Genomic DNA, 20794 nt, shown 5'->3' on the forward strand with positions numbered 1-20794 from the left:
GCGCTGCGGTTTCGCGGCGTTTCGCAAATGTCACATCCATCCAGTTTCGCGGCCCAAAAGGGGTATCCGCCCGGCCGGGCGAGGCCGTGGTTGATCCCGCGGCGCGCCCGGCTTATGTGCGCGGCAAGCCGGGCGTCGCCGATACGCCCCAAAACTGGATTCCTGGTCTCCGATGCTGTTCTCCTTCCTTCTCGTGGTGCATGCGATCATCGCCGCGCTGCTCGTCACCGTCATCCTGATGCAGCAGTCGGAGGGCGGCGGCCTGACCTCGAGCGGCAGCCCCTCGGGCCTGATGTCGGCGCGTGGCGCCGCCAATTTCCTGACGCGCGCGACCGCGGTGCTGGCGGGCCTGTTCATCGGCATGAGCATCCTGCTCGCGGTGATCGCCGCGACGCGCAGCAACAACGCGATCGACACAAGCCTGGCGCGGCCGACCGCGGCGGCGCCCGGCGCTCCGACCGGTCCCGCCCCGGCGGCGGCTCCCGGCGTCGATCCGCTCGACGCGGCGGCCGGCGCGGTCGCGGCGAACCAGGCGGCCCCCGCCGCCGGCAATTCGAGCGCGCCGGGCCGCTGAGCCCCGCCGCTCGCGAGCCTCGTCTCGCATGATTTTTCGAGAGCGTGCGGATTCGCGCGCTTGGTCCCCATGACTTTCGGCGTTAGGCGTTTCCTCCCATGGCGCGGTACATCTTCATCACCGGCGGCGTGGTCTCGTCGCTCGGCAAGGGTCTCATGGCAGCCAGCCTCGCGGCGCTGCTCCAGGCGCGCGGCTATCGCGTGCGGATCCGCAAGTTCGATCCCTATCTGAACGTCGATCCGGGGACGATGAGCCCCTATCAGCACGGCGAGGTCTACGTCACCGACGACGGGGCGGAAACGGACCTCGACCTCGGCCATTACGAGCGGTTCACCGGCGTGTCGGCGCGTCAGTCGGACAACGTCACCTCCGGCCGCATCTACCAGACGATCATCCAGCGCGAGCGGCGCGGCGATTATCTCGGCGCGACGGTGCAGGTGATTCCGCACGTCACCGACGCGATCAAGTCCTTCTCGCAGGTCCAGACCGAGGATCTCGACTTCGTCCTGTGCGAGATCGGCGGCACCGTCGGCGACATCGAATCGCTGCCGTTCATCGAGGCGATCCGACAGCTTCGCAACGACCTGGGCCGCGGCCAGTCGATCAGCGTTCATGTGACGCTGGTCCCGTACATCGCCGCGGCGGGCGAGCTGAAGACCAAGCCGACGCAGCATTCGGTGCGCGAGCTGGCGGCGCTGGGCGTTCAGCCCGACGTGCTCGTCTGCCGATGCGAAAAGCCGCTGCCCGAGAGCGAGAAGCGCAAGATCGCGCAATTCTGCAACGTCAGGCCAGAGGCGGTGATCGCCGCGCTCGACGCGCCGAGCATCTATGCCGTTCCGCTCCAGTATCACGAAGAGGGGCTGGACGAGGAAGTGCTGCGCGCCTTCGGCATCGATCCGGGCGAGAAGCCGGGTCTTGGCCGCTGGACCGAGATCACCGACCGGCTGTTCAACCCCGAGGGCGAGGTGACGGTCGGCGTCGTCGGCAAATATGTCGGGCTTCAGGACGCGTACAAGTCGCTGAACGAGGCGCTGGTCCATGGCGGCATCGCCAACAAGGTTCGCGTCAACATCCGCTGGATCGACGCCGAACTGTTCGAGGGCGACGAGGCCGAAGTCGCCGCCGCGCTCGAGCCGTGCCACGCAATTCTCGTCCCCGGCGCGTTCGGCTCGCGCGGGGCGGAGGGCAAGATCGCCAGCGTCCGCTTCGCCCGCGAGCGGCGGGTGCCCTATTTCGGCATCTGCTTCGGGATGCAGATGGCGTGCATCGAAGGCGCCCGGAACCTTGCCGGCATCGAGAATGCGTCCTCGACCGAATTCGGCCCCACGGACGAGCCGGTCGTCGGTATCATCACCGAATGGATGAGCGACAAGGGGATCGAGACGCGTGAGGCGGGCGGCGACCTGGGCGGCACGATGCGGCTCGGCGCCTATCCGGCCAAGCTCGCCGGCAACAGCGTCGTCGCCTCGATCTACGGCGCCAACGAGATCGAAGAGCGGCATCGCCACCGCTACGAGGTCAACACCGGCTATCGCGAGGCGCTGGAGAAGGGCGGGCTGGTCTTTTCGGGCATGTCGCCCGACGACATGCTGCCCGAAATCGTCGAGCGGCCCGATCATCCCTGGTTCGTCGGCGTGCAGTTCCACCCGGAGCTGAAGTCTAAGCCGTTCGATCCGCACCCCTTGTTCGCCAGCTTCATCGCGGCGGCGGTCGCGCAGTCGCGGTTGGTCTGAACAATCAAAAGGCGCCCGGACCGAAGTCCGGACGCCTTTCGCCGCGGCGCCCAAGGGAGCAAGGCGCTTGGCGGATCGGTGATCGCCCGAGCCGGGCGGCGGATTACGCCGCCTTGTGCTCGATCGCGGGGCCGGTGGGGGCACCGGTCGCGACGGCGATCTTCTTGGGCTTCATCGCCTCGGGCACTTCGCGGACGAGGTCGATCGTCAGCAGCCCGTCAGCGAGGTTCGCTGCCTCCACCCGCACGAAGTCGGCCAGCTCGAACCGCCGCTCGAAGCTGCGATTGGCGATGCCGAGATGCAGGAAGTTGGCGCCCTGGTTGTCGTTGTGCTCGCCCTTGCGACCGGCGACCAGCAGCAGGTTCTGCTGCGCGGTGATGTCGATCTCGTCGGCCTTGAACCCGGCGACGGCAAGCGTGATGCGATACTGGTCCTCGCCCATCTTCTCGAGGTTGAAGGGCGGGTAGTTATCCCCCTGGTTCTGCCGGGCACTCGTCTCGAGCAGGTCGAAGAGGCGGTCGAAGCCGATCGCCGAACGGCGATAGGGGGTGAAGTCGAACTGACGCATGTCAAATCCTCCAAAGAAGCAATGTGACGAAAGCGCGCCGCCCATCTGGCGCGGCGTGGTCGACGACCCGTTCTACGGCGTCGGCGACACGAACAAGATGGGCCAGATCGGTACGATTTCAAGTGGAACGATCGGGGAGAGCCGGACTTCGCCGGACCCAATTGCTTCTTTATCGACTATCCCGATGGGAATTGTAGGCTCAGCGATGTTCTAGGGAGAATCATCGATGAGCCTTGCCGTTCTGAAGGGGGTGCTGCTGCTTGCAGCCAGTCCGCAAGTCTTCGCCGCCGCCGAGCCGCCGCGCGTGCCGGTACCCGTCGCATCGTCTGCCACGGCCGAGGAGGGCAAGGAGCCCGAGGCGCAGCAGGGCGGCGACATTACCGTCACCGCCCGCCGGCGCGAGGAGAATGTGCAGCAGGTGCCGATCGCCGTCTCGGTGGTCAGCGGCGCGACGCTCGACGCGCAGGGGACGTACAATATCTCGCGCCTGACGCAGCTCACCCCGACGCTGCAATTCTATTCGCAGAACCCGCGCAACACCTTCATCAACATCCGCGGCATCGGCGCGCCCTTTGGTCTCACCAATGACGGGTTCGAGCAGGGCGTCGGCATCTATATCGACGACGTCTATTACAACCGGATCGCGTCGGCGACGCTGGACTTCGTCGATGTGGAGCGGATCGAGACGCTGCGCGGGCCGCAGGGCACGCTCTACGGCAAGAACACCACCGCCGGCGCGATCAACATCACGACGCGCGCGCCGAGCTTCGATTTCGAGGGCAAGGCCGAGGTTTCGGTCGGCAACCTCGACTTCAAGCAGGGCAAGGTTTCGGTTTCCGGCCCGCTGTCTGAGAACCTTGCCACGCGGCTGAGCGCGACCGTGACCGACCGGCGCGGCACGCTTTACAATACGCGTACCGGCCAATACATCCAGTCGCAGGACAGCGTCGGCGTGCGCGGGTCGCTCCTCTGGAAGGTGAAGCCTGATCTCGACATCACATTGTCGGGCGACTGGAACCTTCAAGACCCGATCTGCTGCGCCTTCTCCTATGGCAGCTACGGCCCGACACAGCGCGTGGCGAACCGCCAATATCCCGCGCTGGTCAGCTATTTCCCCGGCTATGCGGTGCCGAGCACCAATCCCTATGACCGGCTGACCGACGTCGACGCACAGCTTCGCGCGCGCAACGAGCATGGCGGCCTGTCGGCCCGACTGGTGTGGGAGATCGACGGGGCGAACACGCTGACCTCGATCACCGCCTGGCGATACTGGGACTGGCAGCCGGCGAACGACCGTGATTACACCGGCCTGCCGGTCTATACCAAGGTCAACAACCCGACCAAGCAGGACCAGTACACGCAGGAGTTGCGCTACAACCATCAGGGCAACGGCTTCGACTTGACGCTCGGCCTGTTCGGCTTTCACCAGAAGATCCGCACGAGCGGCATTCAGGAGACGGGGACCGCGGCGAGCAAGTGGCTGCTCAACCCGACCAGCGCGCTCTCGAACAATCCGGCGGTGCTGAACAACGTCCTCGCGCTGAACGACATCCGCCTCGACAACACCAGCGTCGCGGCGTTCGGCAAGCTCAACTGGGAAGTGACCGATCGCTTCACCGTGTCGCCGGGTATCCGCATCAATTACGACAAGAAGGACGGGCTCTATAATTCGGTCGTGACGGGCACCGCGTCGAACGGCACGCGGCAGGTGGTCTCGGCCGTCCCCGGCTCGCCCTCTTACAACGACCCGTGGACCGCGGCGCAGCGCGGCATTCAGGCATCGCAGTTCTTTGAGCCGAAGTTCAGCGCGTGGAACGCGAGCTACGACCTCAACCTGCGGTACGAGGTGGCGCGGGACATCAACGTCTATGCGACTTATGCGCGCGCGTTCAAGACCGGCGGCATCAACCTGAACGGCGTCCCCGCCGACGCCAATGGCGCTCCGATCCTGGCGGCCGCGACGATCAAGCCCGAAAAGGTCGATCATTTCGAAGCGGGCATCAAGACGCAGTTCTGGGACCGCCGCGCGACGTTCAACCTCACCGGCTTCTGGACCGACATCAAGGATTTCCAGGCCAACGTCAGCAACGGCCAGTTCGGCACGGTGCGCGGCTACCTCGCCAACGCCGAAAAGGTGCGCAGCCGCGGGTTTGAGGCGGACTTCTCCGTCAGGCCGAGCGCGCGTTTCAATGCCTATGCCAGCGGCGCGTTCACGGATGCCGAATACGTCAAGTTCTGCGACGCGCCGCCACCGCCGGAGCTGTCGGGCGGCACCACGCTCCCTGCGACGGGTCCGTGCACCTTCTCGGGCACCGTCAGCGCACCTGGCACGTCGGGAGGCAACAGCCCGCCGTTCGTCGATGCCTCGGGCCAGGACCTGCCCGGCGTGTCAAAATGGGCGTTCTCGTGGGGTGCGGAGGCGAACAAGGAAGGGCGGCTGTTCGGCGAGGGCGGGCAATTCTATGTCGGCTATGACGGCAGCTATCGCTCCGACTGGTCGTCGAACCCGACGCCGTCGATCTACACGCAGGTCGAGGGATACTCGATCCATAACTTCCGCGCGGGCTTCCGCACCGGCAAGTTCGACCTGTTCGGCTGGATCCGCAACGCCTTCGATCAGGATTATATCGACCTGCTGCTGGCGGGCACCGGCGGCAATACCGGGCTGATCGCGGCCCAGGTGGGCGATCCGCGCACGTTCGGCGGCACGGTGAAGCTCAACTTCTGATGGTGAAAGGGGCGCCCGTAGCGGGGCGCCCCGTCATTCATCCGCCCAGCTTGTCGAAGCTGTCCGGCCCGGTCGCCGGCGGCCCGCCGCTCGGCGCGCGGGCGGGTACGATCTCCGCCGCTTCGGGCGTGTCGAGTCGGCCGCCCTCCCACTTGGCGATCACCGCGCTTGCCACCGCATTGCCGACGACGTTGGTCGCCGACCGGCCCATGTCGAGGAAGTGGTCGACCGCCAGGATCAGGAGCAGCCCCGCCTCGGGGATCTTGAAGAAGGCCAGCGTCGCCGAAATCACCACCAGCGACGCGCGCGGCACGCCCGCCACGCCCTTCGACGTCACCATCAGTATGAGCAGCATCGTGATCTGCTGCCCGAGGCTCAGGTCGATGCCGTAAGCCTGCGCGATGAACATCGTCGCGAAGGTCATGTAGATCATCGACCCGTCGAGGTTGAACGAATAGCCGAGCGGCAGCACGAAGCTGGCGATGCGCGGCGGCACCCCGAACTTGTCCAGCGCCTCCAGTGTCCGCGGATACGCCGCCTCCGAAGAGGCGGTAGAGAAGGCGAGGAGCAGCGGATCGCGGATGTAGCGGACGAGCTCCGCCATGCGCGGACCGACGATCAGGAAACCGACGCCGATCAGCAGCGCCCAGAGCAATCCCATGCCAAGATAGAAGGTCGCCATGAAATAGGCGAGGTCGCCGATGATCCCCGCGCCCCGCTCCGCCAGCGTCCCCGCCACCGCGGCGAACACCGCCAGGGGGGCAAAGCGCATGACGTAGTTGGTGACCTGAAGGATCACTTGCGCCAGTGCCTCGATCCCGCGCAGCAGCGGCGCAGCCTTTTCGCCGACCGCAGTCATCGCGACGCCGATGAACAGGCTGGCGACGACGATCTGGAGGATCTCGTTGGTCGCCATCGCCTCTACGATCGAGGCGGGGACGATGTGGGTGACGAAATCCTTGAGGTTGAACGCCGCCTTGTCGACGCCGGAGGCGGTGTCGATCGGCGGGATCGGGATGCCGACGCTGGCGCCGGGCTGGAAGAAATTGACGAGGATGAGGCCTAGCGTCAGCGACACGAGGCTTGCGCACAAGAACCAGCCGATCGCACGGCCCCCAACGCGGCCGAGCGCCGAGGTGTCGCCCATATGCGCGATGCCCGCGACCAGCGTCGAGAAGACGAGCGGCGCGATGATCATCTTGATGAGCCGCAGGAACAGGCTCGTCACGATCGCGAAATAGCCGGCGATCTCCTTCAGCCGCGCATCCCCCGCGCCGCCGCCGTCGGCCAGCGACAGGTTGAGCGCAAGGCCGACGACGATGCCCAGCACCAGGCCGATCAGGATAAAAAGGGTCAGGCGCTTGGCCACGCAGTCACTCCGGTTGGTTCGGCCTGCAACCAAGGGGATTGCGGAGCGTGGGTCAAGTCGGCGAGCATCGGCGGATGACCGTCGGGACCGTCCGCTCGCTGCCCCGCGACCTTATCGACCGCGGTGCATGGCCTGTCCGGGGCCTGCTTTCCGTCGCCGCGCAGCGTGTGCTGGCGGATCGGTTCGAGTAGCTGGCGCCCGGTGCGCCCGGCGGCCGGATCGAGGTCGGGGCGGCGCGGGTGAGCCCGGTATCGAGAAGGCGCGACGCTACGCCGCCGATTGGCTCAGCGAATCGGGTCGCGTCGCGCGCGTGCTGCTGCTCGACAAGCGGCCGGATGCGAACTGGGCGCTCGGCTGGCATCAGGATCGGACGATTGCGGAGCTCTCGCGGCAGGAAGTGGACGGCTTCGCGCCGTGGACCGTGAAGCGTGGGATCGTCCATGTCGCACCGCCGGCCGCGCTTCACGCGAAGATGCTGACCGCACGACTGCATCTGGACCATATGGACGAGCGGAACGGCGCGCTACTGATCGCGCCCGGCTCGAACCGTTTCGGCCGGATCGCCGAGGCCGATATCCAAGCCGTGGTTGATCGGCATGGCGTTGAGACGTGTCACGCCGATGCCGGCGACGTCTGGTTCGATTCGACGCCGATCCTTCATGCGTCCGCCCGCGCCGAGGCCGGCCGCCGCCGCCGGGTCGTGCAGATCGACCTTGCCGCGTTCGACCTGCCGGGCGGGCTCGAATGGAGTGCTTGAGCCCGGACGCGGCCTCGCATAAGCGGCGTGCATGACCTCGACCAACGACATCCGCCGCTCGTTCCTCGACTATTTCGCGGGCCAGGGCCATGCGAAGGTGCCATCGGCGCCGCTGATCCCGCAGAACGATCCGACGCTGATGTTCGTGAACGCGGGCATGGTGCCATTCAAGAACGTGTTCACCGGCCTCGAAAGCCGGCCTTACACGACCGCGACGTCTTCGCAGAAGTGCGTGCGCGCGGGCGGCAAGCACAACGACCTCGACAATGTGGGCTATACCGCGCGGCACCACACCTTCTTCGAGATGCTCGGCAATTTTTCGTTCGGGGATTATTTCAAGGAGCAGGCGATCACGCATGCGTGGACGCTGCTGACGCGCGAATGGGGCCTGCCGGCGGACAAGCTGACCGCGACGGTCTATCACACCGACGACCACGCATTCGACCTGTGGCGCAAGATCGCCGGCCTGCCCGAAGAGCGGATCATCCGCATCGCGACGAAGGACAATTTCTGGGCGATGGGTGCGGACGGGCCGTGCGGGCCATGCTCTGAAATCTTCTACGATCACGGCGACCATATCTGGGGCGGCCCGCCGGGATCGCCGGAGGAGGACGGTGACCGCTTCGTCGAGATCTGGAACCTCGTCTTCATGCAGCATCTGCAGGAAGCCGACCAGATCGTCGGCGACCTGCCGCGCCCGTCGATCGACACCGGCATGGGGCTGGAGCGCATCGCCGCGGTGATGCAGGGCGTCCACGACAATTACGACACCGACACCTTCAAGGCGCTGATCGCCGAAAGCGTCGCGCTGACCGGCACGGCGGCAGAGGGCGAGGCGCGGGCCAGCCATCGCGTCATCGCCGACCATATGCGCGCGTCGGGCTTCCTCGTCGCCGACGGCGTGCTGCCCGCGAATGAAGGGCGCGGCTATGTCCTTCGCCGGATCATGCGCCGGGCGATGCGGCATGCGCACCTCTTGGGCGCCAAGGACCCGTTGATGCATCGCCTCGTCGGCGGGCTGGTCGCGCAGATGGGCGCGGCCTTCCCCGAGCTGGCGCGCGCGCAGTCGCTGATCGAGACGACGCTGGAGCAGGAGGAAACCCGCTTCCGCCGCACGCTCGCCAACGGTCTGCGGCTGCTGGACGAGGCAACGGCGGACATGGGCGAGGGCGATACACTGGCGGGTGAGACGGCGTTCAAGCTCTACGACACCTATGGCTTTCCCTACGACCTGACCGAGGATGCGCTGCGCGCGCAGGGCCTGTCGGTCGACCGCGTGGGCTTTGACACCGCGATGGCCGAGCAGAAGCGCGCCGCGCGCGCCGCGTGGAAGGGCTCCGGCGAGAAGGCGTCGGACGAGCTCTGGTACGACCTTGCCGAGGAAGCCGGCGCGACCGAGTTCGTGGGCTATGCCGCGGAAGAGGGCGAGGGGCAGGTCATCGCGATCGTCAAGGACGGCGTGCGCGTCGAGCGCGCCGCTGCGGGCGAGGCGGTGGAGGTCGTCGTCAACCAGACGCCCTTTTACGGCGAGAGCGGCGGACAGGTTGGTGATGCCGGCAGCCTGACAACCGAGGGTGGCGTGCGCGCCATCGTCAAGGACGTGCAGAAGCATCTCGGCCGCATCTTCGCGCATCAGGCGGTGATCGAGGCGGGCGAACTGAAGGTCGGCGATGCCGTCCACCTGACCGTCGACCACGCCCGCCGCGCCGCGATCCGCGCCAACCACTCGGCAACGCACCTGTTGCACGAGGCGCTCCGCGAGCATCTCGGCACCCATGTCGCGCAGAAGGGCAGCCTCGTCGCGTCGGAGCGCCTGCGCTTCGACTTCTCGCAGCCGACTGCGGTGACCCCTGAGCAGATGGCGGCGGTCGAGGCCGATGTGAACGCGCAGATCCGCGGCAATGGCGTGGTCTCGACGCGGCTGATGACGCCCGAGGACGCGATCGCCGAAGGGGCGATGGCGCTGTTCGGCGAGAAATACGGCGACGAGGTGCGCGTCGTGTCGATGGGCACCAATGGCGACGGCTCGACCTATTCGCTCGAGCTGTGCGGCGGCACGCATGTCCGCGCGCTGGGCGATATCGGCCTGTTCAAGGTCGTCGGCGAAAGCGCGGTCAGCTCGGGCGTGCGCCGGGTCGAGGCGCTGACCGGCGAGGCGGCGCGCGCCTATCTCGCCGGCCGCGACGAGAAGCTGCGCGAGGCGGCGGCGGTTCTCAAGGCTTCACCCGACGAAGTGCCCGCGCGTGTCGCGGCGCTGGTCGAGGAGCGCCGCCGGTTGGAGCGCGAATTGGCTGATTCGAAGAAGGCGCTGGCGCTGGGCGGTGGCGGTGCGGCGGTCGCCGGGCCGGAGCAGGTCGGCGGCGTCAATTTCGTCGGTCGCGTGCTGGACGGCTTGGAGGCCAAGGCACTGCGCGGTGCGGTCGACGAGGAAAAGGCGCGCATCGGTTCGGGCGTCGTCGCGCTGGTGGCGGTCAATGACGGCCGTGCCTCGGTCGCGGTCGGCGTGACCGACGACCTGAAGGACGCGAAGAGCGCCGTCGATCTGGTCAAGCTGGCGGTCGCGGCGCTGGGCGGGCAGGGTGGCGGCGGGCGGCCGGATATGGCGCAGGGCGGCGGGCCGGATGGCGCTGCCGGTGATGCGGCGATCGACGCGGTGCGTTCGGCGCTATCGGGCTGAGCCGCTCACGCAGATAGCCGAAAACAAGAGGGGCGCAGCGGTCGAACGCTGCGCCCCTTTTCGCGTAAGGCAGACCGACTCAATCGCCTGCGCCGGGCTCCGGCGAGAAATACTTCTCGAACTTGCCCTCGACGCCCTTGAACTCGTCGGCGTCCGGCGGCGTCTGCTGCGCGTTGCGAGTGACGTTGGGCCACTGGGCGGAGAAGGTGTTGTTGAGCTCCAGCCACTTTTCGAGGCCGTTCTCGGTATCGGGCAGGATCGCCTCGGCCGGGCATTCGGGCTCGCACACGCCGCAGTCGATGCATTCGCTGGGGTTGATGACGAGCATGTTCTCGCCCTCGTAAAAGCAGTCGACCGGACAGACTTCGACGCAATCCATGTACTTGCAGCGGATGCAGGCGTCGGTGACGACATAGGTCATTGTCGGGTCAGCTCCAGTCGGAAATCGCGGCCCCTGCTATGCGGCGGCGCCGGGTGCGTCAACGCCCTTGGCATGGCGAAGGTCCAGGTCGGCGTAACAGGCCTGTGCCTCGGGCGCGGGGCCTCGGCGGCCGGGGAGCGACTCGACGCGGATGACCCGAATGACGCCGTGACAGGGGAAGGCGAGGACCGAGCCGACGCGCACGCACGCATGTGCCCGGTCGATCCGCCGCCCGTCGAGGCGCAGTGTCCCCGCCTCCGCAATCGCCTGCGCCGCGCTCCGCGTCTTGGCGAAGCGTGTGTACCACAGGAACAGGTCGAGGCGCTGGCCGTCACCCACCGCGCAGGTCCAGTCCGGCAAGCGCGGCAAAGGCATTGCCCGGGCGCGGCTTGGCCGGTGCCGTCGCCTCGCGCCGCCGCGGCCGCCCGCGCCAGGTCCAGGCGGGCGCCTCGCCATCGCGCGCGTTGTGCTGGAAGCCTATCATCGCCATCAGCCGCGCAAAGGTGGCGGGGGCGAGCCCGATCGAGGTGGCGAGCGCGGGGTCGGGCACGAAGGGCTTGCGCCCCTCCCGCGCATCGTGCGCCGCCCGCGCGATCCGCTCGACCAGATCGACGCGGACGAACTGCCCGCCGATCCGGCGAAAGCCGGGGGCGGGGTGGGCGAGGACGGTGGCGCCGACCGGCGGCGGATCGCCCGGCGGCAGCGCACCGCGCGCGGCAGCGAGCGCCCGGCGCCAGCGCGTCGGCTCGGGTTTGAGCAGGCGCGGATCAAACACGTCGAGCGTGCCGATCACGATCCCCGCCCGCCGCAGCCAGCGACGCGGCCCCGGCTCCAGATGATCGAGCGAGGTCGACAGCGACTCGCGCGGCGCGATCCCGCCAGCATCGGCGAGCGCCGCGATGAACGCGCGCAGGACGCCGGGTGCCTCGGGATCGCGCACCGCCCCGTCGAGGATGACAAGCGCGGGGACGTGTCGCCGCACCTGTCCCTCGACCCACGCCGCAATCCGCGCGCGCGCCTTATCGCGCAGCGTCCGGTCGAGACAGTCGAGCGCGCGGTCGAGCACGACCTGTGGCCGGGTGAGCACTGGACCCGATTCCAGCCTTGCTACGACGTGGCTCTGCCAGACGACCACCGGCGCATCCGCGCCGAGCGACAGCGCCTCGTCCGGCGCGTCGATCAGTGCGCCGCCGCGCTTGGCAAACTCGCCCGACAGATGCTTTTCGGCCGTCGACAGGAGCAGCCGCTTGTCCGCCGCCTTCGCCTCCGGCGCGACGCGGAAGCGGAAGCCGTCGATGCGGCCGAGTTCGTGCTCCTCGACCGTCACCTCGCCCTCTGGCCCCACGACGACGGGCAGGTGGCCGGCACCCGCGCCGATCTGACGGAGGAGTGCGGTGGTGCGCTTGTCGACGAACCGCTGCGTCAGGCTGGCGTGAAGCGCGTCGGACAGCCGCTCCTCCAGCTCGCGCGTCCGGCCCGCCCAGTGGGCGGGGTCCTCCAGCCAGTCGCTGCGATGCGCGATATACGCCCAGCTTCGCGCGGCGGCGATGCGACCCGCCAGCGTCTCGACATCGCCGTCCAGCCGGTCGAGCCGCGCGATCTCGTCGGCGAACCACTGGTGGGGCAGGTGCCCGCGCCCCTCGGACAGATGCTGGAACACGCGACCGACGAAGCGGGCGTGCGGATCGACGCCGAGCTTGCGGAAATCGGGGAGGCCGCACGCCGCCCACAACCGCCGCAGGATCACCGGATGCCGCGCCCGCGCGCGCACCCAATCCTCCTCGGCCAGTTTCTTCAGCACCGCGAGATCGACGGCCTGTGGGGCTGCACGCAGCACCTCGTCGCGCGGCTTGCGCTCGAGGCTGTCGATCAGCGCGTCGAGCGAGGCGAAATCGGGCGACCCCTCGCGCCAATAAAGGTGGCTGAGCGGCGGGACCTGATGCTCCTCGATCGCCAGCACTTCCTCGGGCGCGAAGGCCCCGGGCCCGTCGTCGACCAGCGCGCCGAACGTGCCGTCGCGCTGGTGCCGTCCCGCGCGGCCGGCGATCTGCGCCATCTCGGCCACCGTCAGCCGGCGGCGGCGGTGGCCGTCGAACTTGTGCAGCCCCGCGAACGCGACGTGCGCCACGTCCATGTTGAGGCCCATGCCGATCGCATCGGTCGCGACGAGGTAATCGACCTCGCCCGCCTGGAACATCGCGACCTGTGCGTTGCGCGTGCGGGGGGACAGCGCACCCATCACTACCGCCGCGCCGCCGCGCAGCCGGCGGATCGCCTCGGCCACGGCGTAGACCTCCTCGGCGGAGAAGGCGACGATCGCCGACCGTTTGGGCAACCGGGACAGCTTGCGCGCGCCGGCGTAGGTGAGCGTCGAGAAACGCGGGCGACCGATGATCTCGGCATCGGGCACCAGCGCCTTCAGCATCGGCCGGAGCGAATTGGAGCCGAGGATCATGGTCTCGGCATAGCCGCGCGCATGGAGCAGCCGGTCGGTGAAGACATACCCGCGCTCGGGATCGGCGCCCAATTGCGCCTCATCGATCCCGACGAACGCCGCCTCGCGCTCGATCCCCGTCGCCTTGGCAGCGTTGCCGCTCAAGAGCGGCATCGATTCGACGGTGCAGAGGAACCAATTGGCCTGCGGCGGGACGATCCGCTCCTCGCCGGTGACGAGTGCGACCTGATGCTCGCCCTTCACCTTCACCACGCGGTCATAGACCTCGCGCGCGAGCAGGCGGAGCGGGAAGCCCATGATGCCGCTGGCGTGGCCCATCATTCGCTCGACCGCGAGATGGGTCTTGCCCGTGTTGGTCGGTCCCAGCACTGCCGTGACCGGGCTACGCGCGAACTGCGTCATGGTGCCCCGAACATCGGACGCCGCGGCACCATGCGCAAGTGCCTAGATCAAGCCGATCAGCTTACCGGACGCAGCCTCAACGAACGCGCGGGCCGCCATAGGGAAGCGGCGGCGGCGGGCGCCGATCGCGGCGGGGCAGCTGCGCCTGATAGGCATGGCCGCAATGATCGACGCAATAGGGGAAGCCCGGGTTCACCTTGTCGCCGCAGAAGTGGAAGTCCGGCTCGCCCGGATGGCCGATCGGCCACTTGCAGACGCGATCGTTGAGGTCGAGCAGGCTGGTCTTGCCCGCAATCGCCTCCGACGGCCGCGCGGGGACGAGGCGGCGGGGCGGGGCCGGCGTGCTGGGCGGTGCCTGCTCGCCCGGATTCTGGCGCACGAAGCCGCCCGGGCCGACCGAGCGAAGTTCGGGCTGGCGCGGCACCGGGGCGGTGGGGGTGGTCGAGGGGATGGCTGGCCCTTCGCCGAACACGTCCTCTTCCTCGTCCTCGTCAGCAGTCTCGACCGGCGCGGGCGGCGGGGGCGGCGCGGCGACGGGCGGCTGCGGCTTGGGCGCGGGCGTCGCGGCCTTGGGCGCTTCGGCGACCGGCGCGGGCTTTTCGACCGCGGGTTCGGCAGTAGCGGCGGCGTTCGCCTTGACTGGCGACGGGCGCGGCTTCAGGCCCAGGCGGTGCGCCTTGCCGATCACGGCATTGCGGCTGATCCCGCCGAGCTCCTCGGCGATCTGGCTCGCGGTCATGCCCGATTCCCACATCCGGGTCAGCGTACCAATGCGTTCCTCGGTCCAACTCATGTGCGTCGTCTTTCCAATACAGATCGTCCGCATGTCGCCTTGCAGGCCCCGGCGCCAGCGACTAGTCGCCGCTACCATGGCCAGCGAACCCCGGGCTGTTCAGCCCATGCCCACCGACGACATGCTGCCCCCGCCCGGCGCGCCGGTGATTCGGAGCGTCAACTGGGGGGGCTTGAAGGCGCTCTATGTGAAGGAGGTGCGCCGGTTCTTCAAGGTGCAGCTCCAGACGATCTGGGCGCCGGCGGTGACGACGCTCCTCTATCTCGTCATCTTTACCGTGGCGCTCGGCGGATCGGGGCGGACGGTGATGGGGATGCCGTTCGCCAGCTTCATCGCGCCGGGGCTTATCGTGATGGGGATGCTTCAGAACAGTTTTGCCAACGCCAGCTTCTCGCTACTCGTCGGCAAGATCCAGGGCACAATTGTCGATTACCTGATGCCTCCCTTGTCCACCGGCGAGCTGCTGGCGGCGCTGGTCGGGGCGTCGGTGACGCGCGCCGTGCTGGTCGGCGGGGCGGTGTGGCTGGCGATGGCGATCTGGGGCGTCGACGTCTGGCCGCGCCATCCGCTGTCGATCCTGTGGTTCGGGCTGTTCGGGGCGGCGATGCTGGCGCTCGCTGGCGTCATGACGTCGATGTGGGCGGAGAAGTTCGACCACGCCGCCGCCGTCACCAATTTCGTGATCGCGCCGCTGTCGCTCCTGTCGGGCACCTTCTACTCGGTCGAGGCGCTGAGCCCCACCTTCCGCGCGATCAGCCACGCCAACCCGTTTTTCTACATCATTTCGGGCTTCCGATACGGCTTCCTCGAGCGCGCGGATTCGAACATCGTCGTCGGCGGCGTGGTGCTGTTGGCAGTCGATGTGGCGCTGGCGGTGGCCTGTTACGTGCTGCTGCGCCGCGGGTGGCGGATCAAGAGTTGACCCCCCACCACCCCCGGTCGTAGAGCAGCACACAGGGCGGCCGGGGGTCGCCCTTTCGCGTTTCTCACGTCAGGAGTGATCCCATGTCGATGCCAGCGCTCATGCCCGTCTATCCGCGGTGCGAGGTGCGTCCGGTGCGAGGCGAGGGGTGCTACCTGATCGGCGAGCGGGACGAGCGGTATCTCGATTTCGCCAGCGGCATCGCGGTCAACGCGCTCGGCCACGGCCACCCGCATCTGACCAAGGCGATTCAGGAGCAGACCGCGACGCTGATGCACGTCAGCAACCTCTACGGTTCGCCGCAGGGCGAGGCGCTGGCGCAGCGGATCGTCGACAACAGCTTTGCCGACACCGTCTTCTTTACCAATTCGGGCGCCGAAGCGGTCGAGTGCGCGATCAAGACCGCGCGCCGCTATCACCACGTCAACGGCAATCCCGAGCGGCACACGCTCATCACCTTCGACACCGCTTTCCATGGGCGCACGCTCGGCGCGATCTCGGCCACCAACCAGGCGAAGATGCGCGACGGGTTTGAACCGCTGCTGCCCGGTTTCGCCTATGCGACGTTCAACGACCTCGAAGGGGCGCTGGCGCTGATCGACGGCAACACCGCCGGCTTCCTGGTCGAGCCGGTGCAGGGCGAGGGCGGCATCCGCCCGGCGTCCCCTGAATTCCTCAAGGGCCTGCGCAAGGCGTGCGACGAACATGGCCTGCTGCTCGTCCTCGACGAGGTGCAGTGCGGCTATGGCCGAACGGGCAAGTTCTGGGCGCACGAGCATTACGGCGTGAAGCCCGACATCGTCGCCTCGGCCAAGGGGATCGGTGGCGGCTTCCCGCTCGGCGCCTGCCTTGCGACCGAGGAAGCGGCCAAGGGCATGGTGTTCGGCACCCACGGCTCGACCTATGGCGGCAACCCGCTGGCGATGGCGGCGGGGCAGGCGATCCTCGACGTGATCCTCGAGGACGGGTTCCTCGATCATGTCGCCAAGATGGGCGATCGCCTGCGCCAGAGCCTTGAGCAGATGATCCCCAATCACGACCACCTGTTCGACAGCGTGCGCGGGATCGGGCTGATGCTCGGCCTCAAGATCAAGGACCCAGCGGTGTGCCGCGATTTCGTCGCGCATTGCCGCGATCATCACGGGCTGCTGCTGGTGGCGGCGGGCGAGAACGTCGTCCGTATCCTGCCGCCGCTGGTGATCGAGGAGGCGCACATCGCCGAGGCGATCGAGAAGCTGTCGGAGGCGGCGCGCGCGTTCGTGCCGGTGAGCGAGGAATGAGCGCGCCGCGCCATTTCCTGAACCTGTCCGACGCCGGCCCCGACGGCTGCGCCGCGATCCTCGCCGACGCGCTCGACCGCAAGCGCGCGCGCGCGGGCTGGACGAAGGGGCGCGTGGATGCCGATGCGCCGCTCGCCGGGCACGTCCTCGCGATGATCTTCGAGAAGAACTCGACCCGCACGCGCGTCAGCTTCGACATGGCCATGCGCCAGCTCGGCGGGCAGGCGATGGTGATGGACGCCGGCTCGATGCAGCTCGGTCGGGGCGAAACGGTGGCCGACACCGCGCGCGTCCTGTCGCGCTATGTCGACGGGATCATGATCCGCACCGACGACCATGCCAAGGTCGAGGAGATGGCGGCACACGCGACCGTGCCGGTCATCAACGGCCTGACCGACTTCTCGCACCCGTGTCAGATCATGGCGGACCTGTTGACGATCCTCGACACCGGCCGCTCGCTGCCGGGGCTGAAGGTCGCGTGGCTGGGGGACGGCAACAACGTGCTCGCCTCGATCGTCGAGGCGGCGGGCATCTTCGGCTTCGATGTCGTCTCCGCCTGCCCGCAGGGGTTCCAGCCCGACGAGGCGGTGCTCGCGCTCGGCAGGGGCCGCGCGACCTGTGTCGCCAGCCCGGAGGAAGCGATCGCGGGTGCCGACGTGGTCGTCACCGACACCTGGATCTCGATGGGTCAGGCGCATGCCGAGGCGAAACTTGCCGCGATGATGCCGTATCAGGTCGACGCCGCGCTGATGGCAAAGGCCAAGTCCGGTGCCGCGTTCCTCCACTGCCTGCCCGCGCATCGCGGCGAGGAAGTGACCGCCGACGTCATCGACGGCCCGCAGTCGCTGATCTGGGACGAGGCGGAGAACCGGCTGCACGCGCAGAAATCGATCTTGCGCTGGTGCTTCGGCCAGATCGGCTGAACTTGTAACCGCGGGCGCGGCGCCTATTTGTGTCGCTCCAGCAATCGCTGGAGTCTCTTGCCTCTTGCATTCTGCCTTTGGCCCGAGGCCCCGGTTCACGCCGGGGCGACGAGGAATATTCGACATGTCCCACCTGCCGCTTCCCCCCACCGATATCGATCGCGCGATCGGCTTCACGCTGCCCGATCGCCATGCGCGCGGGCGCGTGGCGCGGCTGGGGCCGGTGCTGGACGAGATCCTGTCGGCGCACGCCTATCCCCCGGTGATCGAGCGGCTGCTGGCCGAGGCGCTGACGCTGACCGCGCTGCTCGGTTCGACGCTGAAGGACATGGAGGGGCAGCTTACGATCCAGGCGCAGACAGAGCGCGGGATCGTCAGCCTGATGGTCTGCGACTATCAGGGTGGGCGGCTGCGCGGCTATGTCCAGTTCGACGCGCATCGCCTGTCGCAGCTCGGGAAGAACCCGTCGATCCATGCGCTCTTCAACAAGGGCTATCTGGCGGTCACATTCGACCAGGCGTCGAGCGGCGAGCGGTATCAGGGGATCGTTCCCCTCGACGGCGAAACGCTGGGCGAGGCGGCGCAGGCCTATTTCATGCAGTCGGAGCAGATCCCGAGCCTGGTGACCGTCGGTACGCATCGCGGTGCTGACGGCAAGCTGCGCGCCGGGGGCCTGTTCCTTCAGCACCTGCCCGAGGGCGAGGTGGGCCGCGAACGGCTGCATGCGCGGGAGGATCACCCCGAGTGGAAGCACGTCGAGACGCTTGCGGCGACGATGGGGCAGGACGAGTTGGCCGACCCGTCGATCCCACTCGAGAACCTCGTCTGGCGCCTGTTCAACGAGGAACGCGAGGTGCGCACGCTGGTCGGCGTCGACCTGAAGCGCGGGTGCCGCTGCGACCCCGATTACATCCGCTCGGTCATCGCCAAGTTCCCAGAAGCGGATCGCGTGGAGATGGCGGACGAAGAGGGAATGATCGTCGTCGACTGCGCCTTTTGCGCCACCAAGTTCCCGGTTCCGCTGGCTGAGATCGCTGGAAACTGAACAGGGCCTTGCAAGCCTGACATCGGCTTCCCACTTTCGTTTTTTGTACGGCGGCGTCGGTTATTCACGACGCCGCCGTTTTCGAATGGCAGGGAGTGACGGCCATGGCGACGGGCAAGGGGTATGGCGTACTGGCCGGCATCGTGCTGGCGATGGGCGCCGGGCTTGCCAGCGCCGCGCCCGCGCAGGCTCCGGGCCTCAAGGTCCTGTCGCAGATCGAGCCTGGCCGCTGGCAGCTTCGCGAGACGGACAGCAAGACCGAGCGGACAGTCTGCCTGTCCGATCCGCGCATCCTGATCCAGTTGCATCACGGCGCCAGCCAGTGCTCGCGCTTCATCGTCGACAATCAGGATGCGACGGGCACGGTTCACTACACCTGCTCGGGCGCGGGACACGGGCGCACGACGATCTCGGTCGAGACGCCGCGGCTGATCCATGTCGAGACGCAGGGGCTGGCCGACGGCCTTCCCTTCGAAAGCGAGATCGAGGCGCGGCGGCTGGGCGGCTGCTGACGCCATAGGCGGTTGCCGTATCGCGGCGGTCCGCCACCGTTGCCGATGTGGTTGATGGTTCGGTAAGGCTGATGCCGCTAAAGACGGCGTCAGCCGAAAGGGACCGATCTTGCGTAAACCGATGACCGTCGCCGCGTTGACCGAATTGGGGCGCGTGCAACTCTCGCCCAATTTCTACATGCGCGACTTCCTCTATTCGGAAGTGGCGGCGATCTATGGCCTGTCGAATATTCCCGACAATCCCGACCTGGCGATCGAGGCGGGGCGGCGGCTGTGCACCGAATTGCTTGAGCCGTTGCAGGATGCGTTCGGGCGGATCACGATACGCTCGGCCTATCGCTCGGCCGAGGTCAACCGGATGGGCAATGCCAAGGGGCATAATTGCGCGCCCAACGAGCGAAACCATGCCGCACACATCTGGGACGTGCGCGACGCCAAGGGGCATATGGGCGCGACCGCGTGCATCGTCGTGCCGAGCTTCGCCAACCGCTTCGACCAGCCCGGCGACTGGCAGAAGCTCGCTTGGTGGGTGCACGACCATCTGCCCTATTCGACGATGGAGTTCTTCCCCGTCTATTGGGCGTTCAACCTCAATTGGCACGAGGCGCCGGCGCGGATGATCTACAGCCACGTCCCCGACGCGCGCGGCTATCTGACCAAGCCCGGCATGGCGAACCATGAGGGCAGCCATGAGGCGGAGTGGGTGGGGATCCTGCCCTAGTCGAGCGCCCGTCCCGCGATCGCATAAAGCTTCGCGAGGAGCGCGGGATCTCGTGCCGAGGGCGCGGTAATGAGCGCTGCATCCAGGCAGGTGTCGATCGGCGATGCCGACCGCTCAGCCGGCAATCCACGTAGCAGGTTCAAGACCATAGCCCGCGCCTTTACCGCGTTGGCCGAAAGTTGGCGGATCACTGCGGCGACATCGACGGCTTCCTCGCCTTCGCGCCAGCAGTCGTAATCGGTGGCCATCCCGACCAGCGCGTACGGCAGCTCGGCCTCCCGCGCGAGCTTGGCCTCCGGCATTGCGGTCATGCCGATCACGTCGCAGCCCCATTGGCGATAGAGGTTGCTTTCGGCGCGCGTCGAGAATTGCGGCCCCTCCATCGCCAGATAGGTGCCGCCGCGATGCACCGTCGCCCCTGCCGCCCCTGCCGCGTCGGCGGCCAGCGCGGACAAGCGCGGGCAGACGGGATCGGCCATCGAGACATGCGCGACCATGCCGGTGCCAAAAAAGCTGGACGGCCGCCCCTTGGTCCGGTCGACGAACTGATCGACGACGCTGAACGTCCCCGGCGCGCGCTCCTCCGCCAGGCTGCCGACCGACGACACGGCGAGCACGTCGGTCACGCCCAGCCGCTTCAAAGCGTCGATGTTCGCGCGCGCGTTGAGGTCGGACGGGTCGATGCGGTGCCCGCGGCCGTGGCGCGGCAGGAAGGCGACGCGGGCATGGCCGATCCGCCCGGTATAGATCGCGTCCGACGGCTTGCCCCAGGGCGTGTCCACCTCGACCCAGCGACCGTCCTCGATCCCTTCGACATCATAAAGGCCCGAGCCGCCGATGATGCCTATGTGCCACCCTGCCATGCATCGTCCCCGTTCAGTCATTGCCGCGAAAGCTTCGCCGCCCTAACCATG

General features: G+C 67.8%; 18 protein-coding genes. 11 read left to right on the plus strand and 7 right to left on the minus strand.

Annotated features, from left to right (window positions below; translation table 11 throughout):
- Positions 1 to 172 precede the first annotated feature (172 nt).
- On the plus strand, positions 173 to 574 hold the full coding sequence (gene secG, locus FHR19_RS14795; RefSeq protein WP_425505973.1) for a preprotein translocase subunit SecG: 402 nt from the start codon (positions 173 to 175) through the stop codon (positions 572 to 574).
- Between the two features lie 98 nt (positions 575 to 672).
- A complete protein-coding gene (gene pyrG / locus FHR19_RS14800) occupies positions 673 to 2307 on the plus strand; it encodes a CTP synthase (protein WP_184029899.1) in 1635 nt (544 codons plus the stop codon).
- A gap of 103 nt (positions 2308 to 2410) precedes the next feature.
- Here pyrG and FHR19_RS14805 read toward each other — a convergent pair whose 3' ends face one another.
- The gene (locus tag FHR19_RS14805; RefSeq protein ID WP_184029902.1) at positions 2411 to 2875 is read right to left on the minus strand and encodes an Hsp20 family protein; all 465 of its coding nucleotides are present in this window, start codon (positions 2873 to 2875) and stop codon (positions 2411 to 2413) included.
- Positions 2876 to 3101: 226 nt separating this feature from the next.
- Between FHR19_RS14805 and FHR19_RS14810 the strand changes: the two genes are divergently transcribed.
- Complete coding sequence (locus tag FHR19_RS14810; protein WP_184029906.1) at positions 3102 to 5603, plus strand: TonB-dependent receptor; 2502 nt, start codon at positions 3102 to 3104, stop codon at positions 5601 to 5603.
- Between the two features lie 37 nt (positions 5604 to 5640).
- On the opposite strand, the gene FHR19_RS14815 is transcribed toward FHR19_RS14810, so the two are convergent.
- A complete protein-coding gene (locus FHR19_RS14815) occupies positions 5641 to 6972 on the minus strand; it encodes a cation:dicarboxylate symporter family transporter (protein ID WP_184029909.1) in 1332 nt (443 codons plus the stop codon).
- Between the two features lie 310 nt (positions 6973 to 7282).
- Here FHR19_RS14815 and FHR19_RS14820 point away from each other — a divergent pair, with 310 nt between their 5' ends.
- A complete protein-coding gene (locus FHR19_RS14820; RefSeq protein ID WP_343053287.1) occupies positions 7283 to 7729 on the plus strand; it encodes a phytanoyl-CoA dioxygenase family protein in 447 nt (148 codons plus the stop codon).
- A 31-nt stretch (positions 7730 to 7760) separates the two neighbouring features.
- Positions 7761 to 10406, plus strand: coding sequence for an alanine--tRNA ligase (alaS, locus tag FHR19_RS14825; protein ID WP_184029914.1), 2646 nt, complete (start codon positions 7761 to 7763; stop codon positions 10404 to 10406).
- Between the two features lie 79 nt (positions 10407 to 10485).
- Here the strand turns inward: alaS and fdxA are convergent, their stop codons facing one another.
- The 4 genes from fdxA to FHR19_RS14845 form a co-directional block, all read right to left on the minus strand.
- Positions 10486 to 10827 carry a ferredoxin FdxA gene (gene fdxA / locus FHR19_RS14830; protein WP_184029916.1) on the minus strand — a complete coding sequence of 114 codons (342 nt, stop codon included), beginning with the start codon at positions 10825 to 10827 and terminating at the stop codon, positions 10486 to 10488.
- A gap of 36 nt (positions 10828 to 10863) precedes the next feature.
- A complete protein-coding gene (locus tag FHR19_RS14835; protein WP_246359537.1) occupies positions 10864 to 11196 on the minus strand; it encodes an RNA-binding S4 domain-containing protein in 333 nt (110 codons plus the stop codon).
- Positions 11159 to 13684, minus strand: a complete 2526-nt coding sequence (locus tag FHR19_RS14840) for a helicase-related protein (RefSeq protein WP_184029922.1) — start codon at positions 13682 to 13684, stop codon at positions 11159 to 11161. Before FHR19_RS14840 ends, FHR19_RS14835 begins: the two co-directional genes overlap by 38 nt.
- Before the next feature lie 76 nt (positions 13685 to 13760).
- A complete protein-coding gene (locus tag FHR19_RS14845; RefSeq protein ID WP_184029924.1) occupies positions 13761 to 14477 on the minus strand; it encodes a GcrA family cell cycle regulator in 717 nt (238 codons plus the stop codon).
- Between the two features lie 106 nt (positions 14478 to 14583).
- Here FHR19_RS14845 and FHR19_RS14850 point away from each other — a divergent pair, with 106 nt between their 5' ends.
- From FHR19_RS14850 to FHR19_RS14875, 6 genes are all read left to right on the plus strand, one after another.
- Positions 14584 to 15399, plus strand: a complete 816-nt coding sequence (locus tag FHR19_RS14850; protein WP_246359538.1) for an ABC transporter permease — start codon at positions 14584 to 14586, stop codon at positions 15397 to 15399.
- A gap of 83 nt (positions 15400 to 15482) precedes the next feature.
- Positions 15483 to 16679, plus strand: coding sequence for an aspartate aminotransferase family protein (locus FHR19_RS14855; protein ID WP_184029927.1), 1197 nt, complete (start codon positions 15483 to 15485; stop codon positions 16677 to 16679).
- Positions 16676 to 17602: an ornithine carbamoyltransferase gene (gene argF / locus FHR19_RS14860; protein ID WP_184029929.1), complete on the plus strand. Its 927-nt coding sequence runs from the start codon at positions 16676 to 16678 to the stop codon at positions 17600 to 17602. The genes FHR19_RS14855 and argF overlap by 4 nt, the downstream gene beginning before the upstream one ends.
- 124 nt (positions 17603 to 17726) lie before the next feature.
- Entirely contained in the window at positions 17727 to 18647 is a 921-nt protein-coding gene (gene hslO / locus FHR19_RS14865) for an Hsp33 family molecular chaperone HslO (protein ID WP_184029932.1), read from the plus strand.
- Between the two features lie 104 nt (positions 18648 to 18751).
- Positions 18752 to 19159 carry a DUF3617 domain-containing protein gene (locus tag FHR19_RS14870; RefSeq protein WP_184029935.1) on the plus strand — a complete coding sequence of 136 codons (408 nt, stop codon included), beginning with the start codon at positions 18752 to 18754 and terminating at the stop codon, positions 19157 to 19159.
- Positions 19160 to 19268: 109 nt separating this feature from the next.
- Positions 19269 to 19880: a hypothetical protein gene (locus tag FHR19_RS14875; RefSeq protein WP_184029938.1), complete on the plus strand. Its 612-nt coding sequence runs from the start codon at positions 19269 to 19271 to the stop codon at positions 19878 to 19880.
- Here the strand turns inward: FHR19_RS14875 and FHR19_RS14880 are convergent.
- A complete protein-coding gene (locus tag FHR19_RS14880) occupies positions 19877 to 20743 on the minus strand; it encodes an S-methyl-5'-thioadenosine phosphorylase (RefSeq protein WP_184029941.1) in 867 nt (288 codons plus the stop codon). The two genes, FHR19_RS14875 and FHR19_RS14880, sit on opposite strands and share 4 nt — an antisense overlap.
- Positions 20744 to 20794: the final 51 nt, after the last annotated feature.

It is taken from the genome of Sphingomonas yantingensis (assembly GCF_014199325.1).
In the GTDB taxonomy this organism is placed as follows: domain Bacteria; phylum Pseudomonadota; class Alphaproteobacteria; order Sphingomonadales; family Sphingomonadaceae; genus Sphingomonas; species Sphingomonas yantingensis.

Excerpts from the sequence above, each read along its gene's own strand:
- secG (WP_425505973.1), top strand. The coding sequence starts at position 173 with ATGCTGTTCTCCTTCCTTCTCGTGGTGCATGCGATCATCGCCGCGCTG.
- pyrG (WP_184029899.1), top strand. The coding sequence starts at position 673 with ATGGCGCGGTACATCTTCATCACCGGCGGCGTGGTCTCGTCGCTCGGC.
- FHR19_RS14805 (WP_184029902.1), bottom strand. The coding sequence starts at position 2,875 with ATGCGTCAGTTCGACTTCACCCCCTATCGCCGTTCGGCGATCGGCTTC.
- FHR19_RS14810 (WP_184029906.1), top strand. The coding sequence starts at position 3,102 with ATGAGCCTTGCCGTTCTGAAGGGGGTGCTGCTGCTTGCAGCCAGTCCG.
- alaS (WP_184029914.1), top strand. The coding sequence starts at position 7,761 with ATGACCTCGACCAACGACATCCGCCGCTCGTTCCTCGACTATTTCGCG.
- fdxA (WP_184029916.1), bottom strand. The coding sequence starts at position 10,827 with ATGACCTATGTCGTCACCGACGCCTGCATCCGCTGCAAGTACATGGAT.
- FHR19_RS14840 (WP_184029922.1), bottom strand. The coding sequence starts at position 13,684 with ATGACGCAGTTCGCGCGTAGCCCGGTCACGGCAGTGCTGGGACCGACC.
- FHR19_RS14845 (WP_184029924.1), bottom strand. The coding sequence starts at position 14,477 with ATGAGTTGGACCGAGGAACGCATTGGTACGCTGACCCGGATGTGGGAA.
- FHR19_RS14850 (WP_246359538.1), top strand. The coding sequence starts at position 14,584 with ATGCCCACCGACGACATGCTGCCCCCGCCCGGCGCGCCGGTGATTCGG.
- FHR19_RS14855 (WP_184029927.1), top strand. The coding sequence starts at position 15,483 with ATGTCGATGCCAGCGCTCATGCCCGTCTATCCGCGGTGCGAGGTGCGT.
- argF (WP_184029929.1), top strand. The coding sequence starts at position 16,676 with ATGAGCGCGCCGCGCCATTTCCTGAACCTGTCCGACGCCGGCCCCGAC.
- hslO (WP_184029932.1), top strand. The coding sequence starts at position 17,727 with ATGTCCCACCTGCCGCTTCCCCCCACCGATATCGATCGCGCGATCGGC.
- FHR19_RS14870 (WP_184029935.1), top strand. The coding sequence starts at position 18,752 with ATGGCGACGGGCAAGGGGTATGGCGTACTGGCCGGCATCGTGCTGGCG.
- FHR19_RS14880 (WP_184029941.1), bottom strand. The coding sequence starts at position 20,743 with ATGGCAGGGTGGCACATAGGCATCATCGGCGGCTCGGGCCTTTATGAT.